Origin of the sequence: Actinomadura livida, from assembly GCF_014648675.1 — a bacterium.
Classification (GTDB): Bacteria; Actinomycetota; Actinomycetes; order Streptosporangiales; family Streptosporangiaceae; genus Spirillospora; species Spirillospora livida.
Genome location: NZ_BMRO01000002.1, coordinates 285,197 through 298,944, shown reverse-complemented (window position 1 = coordinate 298,944; position 13,748 = coordinate 285,197). Strand labels below are relative to the sequence as shown.

The window sequence follows — 13,748 nt, the reverse complement described above, 5'->3', positions numbered from 1 at the left end:
GGTTCCGGTAACCCCCTTCATCAGCTCCGACGTCCCGTTCGCTAGGTTTCCGGACTGACAACACCTTTTGGGAGGACCCTGTGGCCACTGCCCACGCAGCCCAGCGGCGCCCCGCCGTCCTGGGCGACCTGCTGCCCGGTTCACTGGCCCGCGACGCCGCACTCGTCGTCGGCGCCGCCGCGTTCGTCGGCGCGGCCGCGCAGCTCGCCGTCCCGCTGCCCGGCACCCCGGTGCCGGTGACCGGGCAGACCTTCGCGGTCCTGCTGGCGGGCGCCGCCCTCGGCTTCGGACGCGCCGGCCTCGCCATGATCGTCTACCTGCTGGCCGGGATGGCGGGCATGCCCTGGTTCACCGAGGGCGGCTCCGGGACCGGCGTCCCGACCCTCGGGTACGTCATCGGGTTCGTCGCCGCCGCGGCCGCGGTCGGCGCGCTGGCCCGCCGCGGCGGGGACCGCACCCCGCTGCGGACCGTCGCGACCATGCTCGCCGGCACCGTCATCATGTACGCGGCGGGCGTCCCGTACCTGATGGCGTCGCTGGACATCGACCTCGGGCGGGCCCTGGACCTCGGCGTCACGCCGTTCCTGGCCGGGGACGCGCTGAAGGTCCTGCTCGCGGCGGCCCTGCTGCCCGCGGCATGGAAGCTGACCGGGACCGCCCGCGGCCGCTGACCCGCCCCGCTGCCCCGCGCCGAGGCCGGCCCCCGGCCGCGCACCGCCCGCCCGCGTTCCGTGCATGAGCCCGGCGCGGGCGGGCATATGCCCCCGCACCGGACACGGCACCGGAGCGCCCGCCGGACGGCCCCACCGGACGGCACGGGAGCACCGGGCGTGTGGCGCACACCTCACCGCACCCCCTCCACACCCGTTTGAACAGGTTCAAATCTGGCGTACAGTGGCTTGCGTGAAGCTCGCCGTGACAGCACCGGAGCGCCTGTCCGTCCGCACCGTCCCGGTCCCCGACCCGGGCGACCTCATCGCGCGGCTTCCGCACCCCTCCGCGCTGGCCTGGATCCACCGCGGCGAGGGCATCGCCGGCTGGGGCGAGGCCGCCCGCATCCACCTGCCCGGCGGCCCCGGCCGCTTCACCGCCGCCGCCCGCCTCCTGCGCGAGATGTTCGCCGCCGCCACCATCGACGACCCCGTCGGCGTCCCCGGCACCGGCCCCGTCGCGTTCGGCTCCTTCGGCTTCGACCCCAAATCCCCCGACTCCACCCTGATCATCCCCCGCCGCATCCTCGGCCGCCGCAACGGCACCGCATGGCTCACCACCATCGGCGGCGACACCGACCCCCTCACCCTCCCCAACCCCCCGCAGCCCCCCACCGGCCTGCGCTGGCACGACGGCGCCCTCCCCGAGCACGCCTGGAAGCAGGCCGTCGCCACCGCCGTCCACTGCATCCGCGACGGCCACCTCGGCAAGGTCGTCCTCGCCCGCGACCTCACCGTCCGCGCCGCCGCCCCCATCGACGCCCGCGTCCTGCTGCACCGCCTCGCCGCCCGCTTCCCCGCCTGCTACACCTTCTCCTGCGCCGGCCTCGTCGGCGCCACCCCCGAACTCCTCATCCGCCGCACCGGCGACGACATCGAATCCCTCGTCCTGGCCGGCACCACCGCCCGCGGCACCGACCCCGCCGACGACCGCGACCGCGCCGCACGCCTGTTCGCCTCCGCCAAGGACCGCGAGGAACACCGCTACGCCGCCGACATGGTCCGCGACGCCCTCGCCCCCCTCTGCGCCGACCTCACCGTCCCCGCCGAACCCGAACTGCTCACCCTCCCCAACCTCACCCACCTCGCCTCCCCCGTCCGCGGACGCCTCGCCGCCGACCGCTCCGTCCTCGACGTCGTCGCCGCCCTGCACCCCACCCCCGCCGTCTGCGGCACCCCCACCGGCACCGCCATGGACCTCATCCGCGAACTCGAGGGCATGGACCGCGGACGCTACGCCGGACCCGTCGGCTGGGTCGACGCCCGCGGCGACGGCGAATGGGGCATCGCCCTGCGCTGCGCCGAGATCGACGGAACCCGCGCCCGCCTGTTCGCCGGCTGCGGCATCGTCGCCGACTCCGACCCCGGCGCCGAACTCGCCGAGGCCCGCACCAAGTTCCGCCCCATGCAGGACGCCCTCAGCGGCTAGCGGCAGACCCGTCCCACCCCGCCGCACTCACACGGCGGACGGCTGGCACCCCGGACACCAGAACAGGTTCCGCGCCGCCAGCTCCACCGTCCGCACCTCCGACCCGCACACCAGGCACGGCAGCCCCGCCCGCCGGTACACGTACACCTCACCGCCGTGCCCGTCCACCCGCGGCGGCCGCCCCATCGCCTCCGGCATGTGCTCCGGACGGACCGTGTCGATCCGCCCCGCCCGCACCCCCGCCGCCATCAGCACCACCAGGTCGTCCCAGATCCCCGCCCACTGCTCCCGCGTCAGCCGCCGCCCCGGCAACCGCGGATCGATCCCCCGCCGGAACAGCACCTCCGCCCGGTAGATGTTCCCCGGCCCCGCCACCACCGACTGATCCATCAGCAGCACCGCGATCGGCGTCCGCGCCCGGCCCACCCGCCGCCACGCCACCTCCGGATCACCGTCCGCACGCAGCGGATCGGGCCCCAGCCGATCACGCAGCACCTTCACATCACCCGGCTCCAGCAGCTCGCACGCGTTCGGCCCCCGCAGATCCGCGAAACCCGCCGCACCCGCCAGCCGCAGCCGCACCGCCCCCACCGGCTCCGGCGCCGGCACCGCCCCGAACACGTACTTGCCGTAGATCCCCAGATGGACGTGCAGCGTCCGCTCATCGTCGAACCGCACCAGCAGATGCTTCCCGTGCGCGTCCGCCTCCACCAGCACCCGCCCGTCCACCCGCGCCGCCCCCTCGGCGAAACGACCCTGCGGACTCGACGCGGCGACACGACGGCCGCCGAACATCCGCTGATGCTCGGCGGCCAGACGATGAACGGTATGTCCCTCCGGCATGCCCGGAGCATAGCCCGCCCTACCGCAGCGGCTCCCCCACCTCACGCATATGCCCCAGCGCCTGCCGGTACGACGCCACCAGACCCGTCTCCGCGTACGGAACCCCGACCGCCGCGCAGTGCTCCCGCACCAGCGGACGCACCGCCCGCAGATTGCACCGCGGCATGCTCGGGAACAGATGATGCTCGATCTGGTAGTTCAACCCGCCCATGAACCAGTCGGTGAACAGCCCACCCCGCACGTTCCGCGACGTCAGCACCTGCCGCCGCAGATGATCCCACCGCACCCCCGGCTCCGGCATCGCCATCCCCTTGTGGTTCGGCGCGAACACCGCACCCAGATGCACCCCGAACAGCGCGTGCTGCACCGCGATCAGCACCAGCGCCTGCGGCACCGGAAGCAGCGTGAACGCCAGCGCCAGATACCCCACGGCATGCGCCACCAGCAGCCCGCCCTCGACCACCTGGTCACGACGCGACCGCCCCCGCAGGAACAGCAGGCTCCCCACCTTCAGATTCAGCCCCTCCAGCGTCAGCAGCGGGAAGAACAGCAGCGCCTGATGCCGCGCCACCCACCGCAGCGGACCCCGCTGCCGCCCCGCCTGATCCTGCGTCCACGCCAGGATCCCCTCCCCCACATCGGGGTCCTTCCCCACATGGTTCGGGTTGGCATGGTGCCGGTTGTGCTTATCGCTCCACCACCCATGCCCCATCCCCAGCAGCAGGTTCCCCAGCAGCAACCCCAGCCACCGGTTGCCGCGCGCACTCCCCGCGATCTGCCGGTGCCCCGCGTCATGCCCCAGGAACCCCGTCCGCGCCGCCAGCACCGCCAGCGGAACCCCCAGCAGCACCGCCCACCAGCTCGGCGCCGCCCACGCCACCGCCCCCCACACCGCAGCCGTCGCCGCCAGATTCAGCCCCACCGCCCGCACGTAGTAGCCGCGGCGCCGATCCAGCAGCCCGCTCTCACGGACCCGCCGGGCCAGCGGCGCGAAATCACTGCCGGCCGCCCGGGTCACCGGAGGGGGCGCGGCGTGCAGGGTCGAGGGCATGAAGCCTCCATTCGGGGAACGGGACGATCACTTGAAGCTACGGGCCGCGTAACCTGCCGGTCACCACGCTGCAGAGCCATCCCCCATCTGGCTCCTAAGTCCCGGTCCTCCCCCGCACACCCCTCCCCACAACACGACCCTGCGAAAAACAGCCCCAACAACCGCCATATAGGGTCACAAACCATGGACGACGGCACGCGCTGGATCGACCTCAACGGAGCAGTCAACGCCCGCGACCTCGGCGGACTCCCCACCACCGACGGACGCACCACACGCCGCGCACGCATCCTGCGCTCCGACAACCTCCAGCACCTCACGGTCGCCGACGTACGGCTCCTCCTCGACGACTACGCCCTCAAGAACATCATCGACCTGCGCAGCAGCGCCGAAGTACGCCTCGAAGGACCCGGCCCCCTCACCCGCGTACCGTCCATCACCGTCCACCACCTGTCCCTGTTCCCCGAAGGCGGCCGCCACACCGACGCCGCCGCCGACACCATCGAGATCGACAAAGTCCTCCCCTGGCAGAACGGCCCCGCCCAGAGCCCCGGCCCGGACCGCCCCACCGGCCACTACCTCGGCTACCTCAACGACCGCGGCGACTCCATCGTCACCGCCCTGCGCGTCATGACCCGCACCGACGGCGCCGCACTCGTCCACTGCGCCGCCGGCAAGGACCGCACCGGCGTCGTCTGCGCCCTCGCCCTCGACGCCGCCGGAGTCACCCGCGAAGCCATCGTCGCCGACTACGCCCAGACCGGCGACCGCATCGACGCCGTCCTGAGCCGCCTCCGCGCCAGCGACACCTACGCCGCCGACCTCGACTCCCGCCCCGCCGACTCCCACCTCCCCCACGCCTCCATCATGGAGAAACTCCTCGCCCGCATCGACGAGCAGTTCGGCGGCACCCTCGGCTGGCTCGCCGGCCACGGCTGGACCCCCGACGACACCGACGCCCTCCGCACCCGCCTCCTCGACTGAACACGCGCAAGGCTTCCCCACGAGGACGGCCGGAACGGCACGGTCGTAGCCCCCCATCAACCGATCGGCCGATGGCAGGACCAGCGCCCCGGACGATGCCCCACCGCACCGCCCCGCGCCATCCTCGAACCATGCCGATCATCGAAGTCAACGGCCTGCGCAAGACCTACGGCGCGCACACCGCCGTCGACGACGTCACCTTCACCGTCGACGAAGGCGAGATCTTCGGAATCCTCGGCCCCAACGGCGCCGGCAAGACCACCGCCGTCGAATGCCTCGAAGGACTCCGCCGCCCCGACACCGGAACCATCCGCGTCGCCGGCCTCGACCCCGCCACCGACCGCGACGAACTCACCGCGATCCTCGGCGTCCAACTCCAGGAAAGCGAACTCCAGGAAAAACTCACCGTCCGCGAAGCCCTGGACCTCTACAGCGCCTTCTACCCCTCCCCCGAGGACTCGCACGCCCTCGCCGAACGCCTCGGCCTCACCACCAAACTCACCACCCGCTTCGGCAAGCTGTCCGGCGGCCAGAAACAGCGCCTCTTCATCGCCCTCGCCCTCATCGGCCGCCCCCGCATCGTCGTCCTCGACGAACTCACCACCGGCCTGGACCCACGCGCCCGCCGCGACACCTGGAAACTCATCGAGGAGATCCGCGACTCCGGCGTCACCGTCGTCCTCGTCACCCACTTCATGGAAGAGGCACAACGCCTCTGCGACCGCATCGCCGTCTTCAAACAGGGCCGCATCGCCGCCCTCGACACCCCCGCCGGCCTCATCGGCCGCAGCGCCGGCGACACCGTGATCTCCTTCACCCCCTCCCGCCCCCTCGACCACGACGACCTCGCCCACCTCCCCGACGCCCAGACCATCGAACGCCGCGACGGCCGACTCACCATCCACGGCGGCGACACCACCGTCAACGCCGTCATCTCCCTCCTCGCCCGCCACCGCATCACCGCCCACCAGCTGCGCGTCACCGACTCCACCCTCGACGACGCCTTCCTCGAGCTCACCGAAGACCGGGAGAACTGACGTGTCCGCCCCCACCGCCGTCCTCAAAGCCGAACTCCGCCTCTTCCTCCGCGAACCCTTCAGCCTCTTCTGGATCGTCGTCTTCCCCACCCTCCTGCTCGCGATCCTCGGCCTCATCCCCTCCTTCCGCGAACCCAGCGCCGAACTCGGCGGAAACCGCGTCATCGACCTCTACGTCCCCGTCAGCGTCCTCCTCGCCACGATCATGGCCGGGCTCATGGCCCTCCCGCCCGTCCTGGCCGGCTACCGCGAACGCGGCATCCTGCGCCGCATGTCCACCACGCCCGTCCGCCCCGCCGCACTCCTGGCCGCCCAGATCGCTCTGCACTTCGCCGCCGCCCTCGTCTCGGCGCTGCTCGCCATCGCCACCGGCCGGCTCGCCTTCGGCGTGGACCTGCCCGCCCACCCGCCCGGCTACATCCTCGCCCTCCTGCTCGGCGCCCTCAGCGCCCTCGCACTCGGCTCCGCGATCACCGCGATCACCCCCACCGCCAAGGCCACCAACGTCGCCGGCACGATCGTCTTCTTCCCGACGATGTTCCTCGCCGGCGTCTGGGTGCCCGTCCAGGCCATGCCCGAACTCCTCCAGCACATCGTCGGGTACTTCCCGTTCGGCGCCGCGGCCCAGGCGCTCGACGACGCCGCCCAAGGCGGCTGGCCCGCATGGAGCGACCTCGGCGTCCCCGCCGCCTGGACCGCCCTCCTCATCGCCGCCGCCGTCCGCTGGTTCCGCTGGGAATAGGACGCACACAGGAATAGGACACACTGCATCTATGGCGACCATCCAGGAGCAGTGGGAACGGTTCTACCGCTGGGGACCCTTCGGCCTGCTGGCCCTCGGGACCTTCCTGGCCCTGCTCATCCGGGAAGTCGTCATGACGCCCGCGCAGGAGCGGGCCGCCGCGACCCTCCTCATCACCGCCCTGGTCCTCCAGACCCTCCACCTCACCGAGAAGATCCCCGGCCACGTCTACTACTGGACCCGCACCGGCCTGGCCTTCACCCTCTCCTGGCTCAACCCCTTCTTCTGCATCTACGCCGTCGTCGGCTACTTCGACGCCCAGCACTACCTCACCCGCCGCTGGGCCATGACCGGACTGCTCATCACGGCGGTCACCATGGCCGGCGCCCAGGCGGGCGGCCTCCCACCCGACGACCCCACCGAGGCCGCCGCCCTCGGCGGCCTCTTCGCCCTGAACTGCGGACTCATCGTCATCTTCGGCCGCATGGCCGAAAGAGAGGAGAAGCAGAGCCTCGTCCAAGCCGAGACCATCGACGAGCTCGAACGCACCAACGCCCGCCTCGAACAGGCCCTCGCCGAGAACGCCGGCCTCCAGGCCCAGCTCCTCGTCCAGGCACGGGAGGCCGGCATCAGCGACGAACGCCGCCGCCTCGCCGCCGAGATCCACGACACCATCGCCCAGGGCCTCACCGGCATCATCACCCAGCTCCAGGCCGCCGAGGACAGCGAACACGTCCGCCGCGCCACGGCCCTCGCCCGCGAGAGCCTCCGCGAAGCCCGCCGCTCCGTCCAGGACCTCGCCCCCACCCACCTGGAGCACGACATGCTCCCCGAAGCTCTCAAGAAGATCACCGACGGCAGGGCCCACCTCACCGTCACCGGAACCGCCGAACCCCTCCACGGCGAACTCGAAGCCACCCTCCTGCGCATCGCCCAAGAAGCCCTCACCAACGCCGAACGCCACGCCCGCGCCGACCGCATCGGCGTGACGCTGTCCTACATGGACGACGAGGTCACCCTCGACATCCGCGACGACGGACGCGGCTTCACCCGGCCCTCCTCCGGCTTCGGCCTCACCGCCATGCGCGAACGCGCCGAACGCGTCGCCGGCACCCTGGAGATCGAATCCGAACCCGGCCGCGGCACCGCCGTCTCCGCCCGCGTACCGCTGATCCGCCAGTACCGTTGACCCGCCATGCCTGACATCACCCTGCTGATCGTCGACGACCACCCCGTCGTCCGGGACGGCCTGCGCGGCATGTTCTCCGCCGCCGGAGGCTTCGAGGTCCTCGGCGAGGCCGCGGACGGCCGCCAGGCCGTCGCCCTCGCGGAGGAACTGCGCCCCGACGTCGTCCTCATGGACCTCCGGATGCCCGGCGGAGACGGCGTCGAGGCCATCACCGAGATCAGCCGCCGCGGCCTCCCCTGCCGGGTCCTCGTCCTCACCACCTACGACACCGACACCGACACGATCCCCGCGATCGAGGCCGGCGCCACCGGCTACCTCCTCAAGGACGCACCCCGCGACGACCTGTTCGACGCCGTCCGCGCCGCCGCCCAGGGCCGCTCGGTCCTGTCACCGGCCATCGCGTCGCGGCTCGTCTCCCGCGTACGCGAACCCCGCAGCGGCAACCTGAGCACCCGGGAACTGGAGGTGCTGCGCCTGGTCGCCCGCGGCACCGGCAACCGCGAGATCGCCCGCGAGCTGTTCATCAGCGAGGCCACCGTCAAGACCCACCTCACCCACATCTACGCCAAGCTCGACGTCAGCGACCGGGCCGCCGCCGTGGCCACCGCCTACGACAGACACCTGCTTCCGTAGTCGCTGTCGGTGTTTGTAGGTGAGATGAGAGAGGCACATCACCTGGTGCCTTTACGTTGTAAATTGAAAGCTGAAGCAAAGGGGGAGCCCGGCGCGGGCCGGCCCCGGTCAGGACAGGACGGTGCGGACGGCGGCCTGGGCGGCCTTGCGCATCTCGGCGTGCAGCACCGCGTTCGCCTCCCGATCGGTGCGCGCCTCCACGATCCGCAGCCCCTCCCCCACCAGCGCCTTCGGCACGTCCGCCGCGGCCTCCAGCCGCCGGTACGGCACGCCGTGCGCGGCGGCCAGCGACTCCAGATCCACCTCGTGGGGGGTGCCGAAGACCCGCTCGAACGGATCCGCCAGCGCCGCCTGCGGGAGCAGCGAGAAGATCCCGCCGCCCCGGTTGTTCACCACGATGATCGTCAGGTCCGGCCGGCGGTCGCGCGGGCCGAGGATCAGCCCGTTCTGGTCGTGCAGGAACGCCAGGTCGCCCAGCAGCGCGAACGCGCGGCCGCTGTGCGCCAGCGCCGCGCCCATCGCCGTCGACACCAGGCCGTCGATCCCGCTCGCGCCCCGGTTCGCCATGATCCGGATGCCGCGCCGCGGCCGCATCACCTGGTCCAGGTCGCGGATCGGCATGCTCGCGGCCGCCAGCAGCAGCGACCCGCCCGGCAGCGCCGCCACCAGGTCGCGCGCCAGCCGCGGCTCGCTCACCTCCGGCACCGCGTCCAGCACCTCGTCGACCGCCGCCGCGGCGGCCCGGTCCGCGTCGCGCCACGACCGCAGCCACGCGTCGTCGCCCGACACCACCGGGATCTCCACCTCCGGCGCCACCTGCGTCGCCGACCGAACCGGATCGGGCCAGTGCGCCAGGTCCGGCGCCAGGACGATGTGCTCCTCCGCGCGGCGCAGCAGCGAGAGCAGCGGACGCGACAGGCCCGGCTTGCCCAGCGTCACCACCACCTCCGGACGGTGCCGCTCCACGAACTCCGGCACGCCCAGCAGGAAATGGTGCGCCGTCAGCGCGTGATCGCCGTAGCGGGCGTTGCCCTGCGGCTCGGCCAGCACGGGCCAGCCCGCCATCGACGCCGCCGCCACGTACCGCTTGACGTTGGACGCCCCGTCCCCCACCACCAGCACGCCCCGCCGCGTCGGCGGCACGTGCAGCACCGACCCCGGCGTCGCCGGCCGCACCTTCGTCCACGCGCCCGTCGCGTCGCCGTCGAGCGGCTCGCACCACGACTCGTCGCCGTCGGGGATCAGCGGCTCCCGGAACGCCGCGTTCAGATGCACCGGACCCGGCGACGGCGCCTGCGCCAGCCCCCACGCCCGGCTCACCAGCGACCGCCAGTACGCCACCATCCCGGGACGGTTCTCCGGCACCCCGATCTCGGTGGACCACCGCGCCGCCGTCCCGTACAGCTTCACCTGGTCGACCGTCTGGTTCGCGCCGGTGTCGCGCAGCTCCGGCGGGCGGTCCGCCGTGATGACGATCAGCGGGACCCCCGACTCGTGGGCCTCGATCACCGCGGGGTGGAAGTTCGCCGCCGCCGTCCCCGACGTGCACACCAGCACCACCGGCCGCCCCGACCGCTTGGCGATGCCGAGCCCGAGGAACGACGCCGACCGCTCGTCGATCCGCACGTGCAGCCGGACCCGCCCCGCCTCCGCGGCGGCGTGCAGCGCCAGCGCCAGCGGCGCCGACCGCGACCCCGGCGCCACCACCGCGTCGGTCATCCCGCAGCGCTGCAGCTCGTCCACCAGGACGGTCGCCAGCGCGGTCGCCGGGTTCACGGCGCCGCCCCGATCACCTCGGGGCCGCCCAGGTGCTGCTGCGCCCCCGCGACCCGGCCGCGCCACCGCGCGTCGCCGGGCACCTCCCAGCGGCGCAGCGCCTCCTCGTCCACCGCGGGGCGCCGCACCGCGATCTCGCCCGCCACCGGCGCCAGCGGATCGCCGGCGACGTCGCCCTTCAGCAGCGACAGGGTCCCCAGGCCGCACGCGAACGGCAGCTCCGGCAGCGCCGCGGCCAGCGCCACGCCCGCCGCCAGCCCCACCGACGTCTCCACCGCGCTGGACACCACCACCGGCAGCCCGCACGCCTCGGCGACCCGCAGCGCCGCCGCGACCCCGCCCAGCGGCTGCACCTTCAGCACCGCCACGTCCGCGGCGCCCGCCGCCCGCACCTTCAGCGGGTCCTCGGCGCGGCGGATCGACTCGTCCGCGGCGATCGGCACGTCCACCCGCCGCCGCACCAGCGCCAGCTCCTCCAGCGTCGCGCAGGGCTGCTCGACGTACTCCAGCTCCCACCGGTCCAGCGTGCGGATCATCCGGGCCGCGTGGTCGACGTCCCAGCCGCCGTTGACGTCCACCCGCACCTGCCCGTCCGGGCCGATCGCGTCACGGACGGCCTCCACCCGCGCGAGGTCGTCGGCGTCGGACTGGCCGCGCTCGGCGACCTTGACCTTCGCGGTGCGGCAGGCGGACTCCTTCGTCATCGCGTAAGCCCGCTCCGGGCCGACCGCCGGGATCGTCACGTTCACCGGGACGGTGTCGCGGACGGGCGCCGGCCAGCCGTCATGGGCGGCCTCCCGGGCGGCGGCGAGCCAGCGGGCGCACTCCGCCGGGCCGTACTCGGGGAACGGCGAGAACTCCCCCCATCCGGCGGGGCCGCGGACCAGGACACCCTCCCGCCGCGTGAGACCGCGGAACCGCGTCCGCATCGGGATGGAGAAGACCCGCACCCGCACGACCCCCTGACCTGCGCCACCGAATCACGGTATTCCGGATCACACCGCGCGTTCGGACATTCAGTAGTACCACGGGTAGCGCGACCAGTCGGGATCGCGCTTCTCCAGGAAGGAGTCCCGGCCCTCGGCGGCCTCGTCGGTCCCGTACGCCAGCCGCGTCGCCTCCCCGGCGAACACCTGCTGCCCCACCAGCCCGTCGTCGATCAGGTTGAACGCGTACTTCAGCATCCGCTGCGCCGTCGGGCTCTTGCCGTTGACCTTGCGCGCCCACTCCAGCGCCGTCGCCTCCAGCTCGGCGTGCGGGACGACGGCGTTGACCATGCCCATCCGGTGCGCCGCCTCGGCGTCGTAGGCGTCGCCCAGGAAGAAGATCTCGCGGGCGAACTTCTGCCCGACCTGCCGCGCCAGGTACGCCGACCCGAAACCGCCGTCGAAGCTCGCCACGTCCGCGTCGGTCTGCTTGAACCGCGCGTGCTCCCGGCTCGCGATGGTGAGATCGCACACCACGTGCAGGCTGTGCCCGCCGCCCGCGGCCCAGCCGGGCACCACGCAGATGACGACCTTGCCCATGAACCGGATCAGCCGCTGGACCTCCAGGATGTGCAGCCGCCCCGCCCGCGCCGGGTCGATCGTCTCCGAGGTCTCCCCCTCGGCGTACCGGTAGCCGTCCTTGCCGCGGATCCGCTGGTCGCCGCCTGAGCAGAACGACCAGACGCCGTCCTTCGGCGACGGCCCGTTGCCCGTCAGCAGCACGCAGCCGACGTCGCTCGACATGCGCGCGTGGTCCAGCGCCCGGTACAGCTCGTCCACCGTGTGGGGACGGAACGCGTTGCGCACCTCGGGGCGGTTGAACGCCACCCGGACCGTGCCCTGGTCCACGGCCCGGTGGTAGGTGATGTCGGTGAAACCGAACCCCTCGACCTCTTTCCACGCGTCCGCGTCGAACAGCTCCGAGACCATTTCCTCCACGTCTTCCTCTCCCCTGGGGGCGACCGCGCCGGCAGGTCCGCGGCCCGCGGTCCCATTCAACCCGCCCGGGATTCGAACGCGTTCAGCGGGGTCGTCTACCCTGATGAGATCATGGATCGCCCGCTGCACGCCGCCGTTCTGCCATCCGGGCCCCGCCTGCTGCGCGCCCTCGCGGACGCCCTCGACGGCGGCCCGGCGATCTGCCCGCTCTCCCCCGACCTGCCGGCGCCCGCGCTCCGCGGCCTCCTGGACGCCCTGGCCCCCGACGCGGTCGAGACGCCGGACGGGCCCGTCCCGCACACCCCCCGCGGCGGGCGCGCGCCCGTGGCGGACGGCACCGCTGTGCTGATCGCCACGTCCGGCTCCACGGGCGCGCCCAAGTTCGTCGAGCTGGCGGGCGACGCGCTGCGGCACTCGGCCGCCGGCACCCTGGCCCGCATCGGGGCCGCGCCCGGCGACCGGTGGCTGTGCTGCGTCCCCACCAGCCACATCTCCGGCGTCCAGGTCCTCGTCCGCTCCCTCGTCGCCGGGAGCGACCCGGTCATCGCGCCGCGCTTCGACCCCGCCGACGTGGCCCGGGCGGACGGCGCCCACGTCTCGCTGGTGCCGACCCAGCTGCGCCGCCTGCTGGACGCCGGGACCGACCTGTCGCGCACCGGCGCGATCGTCCTCGGCGGCGCCGCCGCCGCGCCCGGGCTGCTCGCCGAGGCCCGCGCCCGCGGCGCCCGGGTCTTCACCACCTACGGGATGAGCGAGACCAGCGGGGGCTGCGTCTACGACGGGACCCCGCTGCCCGGAATGCGCGTCGCGGTCGGGGACGACGGGCGGATCCGCCTGGCGGGCCCGTCGCTGTTCACCGGCTACCGGCTGCGGCCCGCCGACACCGCCGCCGCCATGGACGGCGAGTGGTTCGTCACCAGCGATCTCGGAGCCCTGGAGGACGGCCGGCTCCGCGTCCGCGGCCGGGTCGACGACGTGATCAATACCGGCGGGGAGAAGGTCGTGGCGGGCGAGGTCGCCGCGGCGCTGTCCCGCCATCCGGCGGTCCGCGACGTCGTGGTGGTCGGGCGTCCCGACCCCGAATGGGGCGAGCGCGTCACCGCCGTCGTGGTCCCCTCCCCCGGCGCGGCCGCTCCGCCCGGTCTGCGGGAGCTGCGGGCCCTCGTCCGCGAGACGCTGCCGGCGTACGCGGCGCCCCACGAGCTGGAGCTGGTAGAGGCCCTTCCGCTGCTGCCGTCTGGGAAGCCTGACCGCGCGCGCCTCGTTACGTCTATATCCTGATATCGCACCGGCCCGGGGCCTTTACGTAGTAAGGTCCGTCCGGTATGGCACCGGGCAGTGTGAACGCCCGTATGCGGGTATCACGGCGTCTTGGATCGCTCCCCCGCGATCCCCCGCGGAGCGCCGCTCCCCAGGGCGCCGGGAACAAGAA

Annotated in this window: 13 protein-coding genes; 8 read left to right on the top strand and 5 right to left on the bottom strand. The window is 73.3% G+C overall.

From position 1 onward, the window contains the following. Nucleotides 1-80 precede the first annotated feature (80 nt). Both IEZ03_RS04645 and IEZ03_RS04640 read left to right on the top strand, forming a co-directional pair. Nucleotides 81-671, top strand: coding sequence for a biotin transporter BioY (locus IEZ03_RS04645; RefSeq protein WP_184884378.1), 591 nt, complete (start codon nucleotides 81-83; stop codon nucleotides 669-671). A gap of 232 nt (nucleotides 672-903) precedes the next feature. Then, nucleotides 904-2,139, top strand: a complete 1,236-nt coding sequence (locus tag IEZ03_RS04640) for an isochorismate synthase (RefSeq protein ID WP_184884376.1) — start codon at nucleotides 904-906, stop codon at nucleotides 2,137-2,139. A 27-nt stretch (nucleotides 2,140-2,166) separates the two neighbouring features. On the opposite strand, the gene IEZ03_RS04635 is transcribed toward IEZ03_RS04640, so the two are convergent. Together IEZ03_RS04635 and IEZ03_RS04630 are read right to left on the bottom strand one after the other, a co-directional pair. Next, nucleotides 2,167-2,982 carry an Fpg/Nei family DNA glycosylase gene (locus IEZ03_RS04635; protein WP_184884374.1) on the bottom strand — a complete coding sequence of 272 codons (816 nt, stop codon included), beginning with the start codon at nucleotides 2,980-2,982 and terminating at the stop codon, nucleotides 2,167-2,169. A 19-nt stretch (nucleotides 2,983-3,001) separates the two neighbouring features. After that, nucleotides 3,002-4,033 carry a fatty acid desaturase family protein gene (locus IEZ03_RS04630; RefSeq protein WP_184884372.1) on the bottom strand — a complete coding sequence of 344 codons (1,032 nt, stop codon included), beginning with the start codon at nucleotides 4,031-4,033 and terminating at the stop codon, nucleotides 3,002-3,004. 183 nt (nucleotides 4,034-4,216) lie between these two features. On the opposite strand from IEZ03_RS04630, the gene IEZ03_RS04625 reads away from it, so the two are divergent. The 5 genes from IEZ03_RS04625 (at nucleotide 4,217) to IEZ03_RS04605 (ending at nucleotide 8,615) form a co-directional block, all read left to right on the top strand. Further along, nucleotides 4,217-5,014, top strand: a complete 798-nt coding sequence (locus IEZ03_RS04625; protein ID WP_184884370.1) for a tyrosine-protein phosphatase — start codon at nucleotides 4,217-4,219, stop codon at nucleotides 5,012-5,014. 131 nt (nucleotides 5,015-5,145) lie between these two features. Then, nucleotides 5,146-6,051, top strand: a complete 906-nt coding sequence (locus IEZ03_RS04620; protein ID WP_184884368.1) for an ABC transporter ATP-binding protein — start codon at nucleotides 5,146-5,148, stop codon at nucleotides 6,049-6,051. Nucleotide 6,052: 1 nt separating this feature from the next. Then, nucleotides 6,053-6,793: an ABC transporter permease gene (locus IEZ03_RS04615; RefSeq protein WP_184884366.1), complete on the top strand. Its 741-nt coding sequence runs from the start codon at nucleotides 6,053-6,055 to the stop codon at nucleotides 6,791-6,793. Nucleotides 6,794-6,824: 31 nt separating this feature from the next. Beyond that, entirely contained in the window at nucleotides 6,825-7,982 is a 1,158-nt protein-coding gene (locus IEZ03_RS04610) for a sensor histidine kinase (protein WP_184884364.1), read from the top strand. A 6-nt stretch (nucleotides 7,983-7,988) separates the two neighbouring features. Then, nucleotides 7,989-8,615 (top strand): response regulator, encoded by a 627-nt coding sequence (locus IEZ03_RS04605; protein ID WP_184884361.1) that lies wholly within the window; start codon nucleotides 7,989-7,991, stop codon nucleotides 8,613-8,615. A gap of 108 nt (nucleotides 8,616-8,723) precedes the next feature. Here the strand turns inward: IEZ03_RS04605 and menD are convergent, their stop codons facing one another. The 3 genes from menD to IEZ03_RS04590 form a co-directional block, all read right to left on the bottom strand. Further along, nucleotides 8,724-10,391 (bottom strand): 2-succinyl-5-enolpyruvyl-6-hydroxy-3-cyclohexene-1-carboxylic-acid synthase, encoded by a 1,668-nt coding sequence (gene menD / locus IEZ03_RS04600; protein WP_184884360.1) that lies wholly within the window; start codon nucleotides 10,389-10,391, stop codon nucleotides 8,724-8,726. After that, a complete protein-coding gene (locus IEZ03_RS04595) occupies nucleotides 10,388-11,320 on the bottom strand; it encodes an o-succinylbenzoate synthase (RefSeq protein ID WP_221481367.1) in 933 nt (310 codons plus the stop codon). Before IEZ03_RS04595 ends, menD begins: the two co-directional genes overlap by 4 nt. A gap of 87 nt (nucleotides 11,321-11,407) precedes the next feature. Then, complete coding sequence (locus tag IEZ03_RS04590; RefSeq protein ID WP_184890626.1) at nucleotides 11,408-12,307, bottom strand: 1,4-dihydroxy-2-naphthoyl-CoA synthase; 900 nt, start codon at nucleotides 12,305-12,307, stop codon at nucleotides 11,408-11,410. A 120-nt stretch (nucleotides 12,308-12,427) separates the two neighbouring features. Between IEZ03_RS04590 and IEZ03_RS04585 the strand changes: the two genes are divergently transcribed. Further along, complete coding sequence (locus IEZ03_RS04585) at nucleotides 12,428-13,597, top strand: AMP-binding protein (RefSeq protein ID WP_184884358.1); 1,170 nt, start codon at nucleotides 12,428-12,430, stop codon at nucleotides 13,595-13,597. The last annotated feature ends 151 nt before the right edge of the window (nucleotides 13,598-13,748 follow it).

Coding starts and splice junctions, on each gene's coding strand:
- IEZ03_RS04635 (WP_184884374.1), bottom strand. CDS start 2,982: ATGCCGGAGGGACATACCGTTCATCGTCTGGCCGCCGAGCATCAGCGG.
- IEZ03_RS04630 (WP_184884372.1), bottom strand. CDS start 4,033: ATGCCCTCGACCCTGCACGCCGCGCCCCCTCCGGTGACCCGGGCGGCC.
- IEZ03_RS04625 (WP_184884370.1), top strand. CDS start 4,217: ATGGACGACGGCACGCGCTGGATCGACCTCAACGGAGCAGTCAACGCC.
- IEZ03_RS04620 (WP_184884368.1), top strand. CDS start 5,146: ATGCCGATCATCGAAGTCAACGGCCTGCGCAAGACCTACGGCGCGCAC.
- IEZ03_RS04610 (WP_184884364.1), top strand. CDS start 6,825: ATGGCGACCATCCAGGAGCAGTGGGAACGGTTCTACCGCTGGGGACCC.
- IEZ03_RS04605 (WP_184884361.1), top strand. CDS start 7,989: ATGCCTGACATCACCCTGCTGATCGTCGACGACCACCCCGTCGTCCGG.
- IEZ03_RS04595 (WP_221481367.1), bottom strand. CDS start 11,320: ATGCGGACGCGGTTCCGCGGTCTCACGCGGCGGGAGGGTGTCCTGGTC.
- IEZ03_RS04590 (WP_184890626.1), bottom strand. CDS start 12,307: ATGGTCTCGGAGCTGTTCGACGCGGACGCGTGGAAAGAGGTCGAGGGG.
- IEZ03_RS04585 (WP_184884358.1), top strand. CDS start 12,428: ATGGATCGCCCGCTGCACGCCGCCGTTCTGCCATCCGGGCCCCGCCTG.